This window comes from Oleiphilus sp. HI0043, from assembly GCF_001634935.1.
Genome location: NZ_LWEY01000415.1, coordinates 1 through 657, shown reverse-complemented (window position 1 = coordinate 657; position 657 = coordinate 1). Strand labels below are relative to the sequence as shown.

The 657-nt window shown below is 44.3% G+C and carries 1 protein-coding gene; it reads left to right on the top strand.

Annotated elements, in window-relative coordinates; all coding sequences use genetic code 11:
• Window positions 1–657: methyl-accepting chemotaxis protein (locus tag A3729_RS05395; protein ID WP_231877346.1), on the top strand; the 657-nt coding region annotated here is incomplete at both ends.

Genomic DNA, 657 nt, shown 5'->3' with positions numbered 1-657 from the left:
AAATGGCTGCTTCTATTTCAGAAGTCGCCGAAAATATCGTCAGCACCTCTGAAAGCGCCAATGAAGCCTATGACGAGACAATCTCTAGTAAAGAAACTGTTAATACCGCCGTCAATGTCGTCGAGTCATTAGAGCAGACAACCAGTAATACAAAAACCGTACTAGATGAACTAAGACAGGATTGCGTAGACGTCAGTAAAGTTATGGAAGTAATTCGTGGTATTGCTGAACAAACCAACCTTCTAGCACTTAATGCTGCCATTGAAGCCGCGAGAGCAGGTGAACAAGGCCGGGGTTTTGCGGTCGTCGCAGATGAAGTCAGAACATTGGCAGGTAAAACCCAAGAATCAACCGAAGAAATTGACATCATCGTTAATAAGCTTCAAGAAAACGCTGAAAATGCGGTGGGTGTGATGGAAGAAAGCCTCTCTAAGGTCCATGAAACTGTAGAGCAAGCCAATACCGCCAACCACTCATTGGAAAATGTCACCAATATGGTCAATCAAATCAATAATATGAGTACCCAAATCGCGACAGCCGCTGAAGAACAAAGTGCTGTGGCTGAAGATATGAGTGAGAAAATTGTTGGCATTAAGGATCACGCTGAAGTCAACACAGAAAATGCTGGCACCACTCGCGTACTGTCTGAGCAACAAG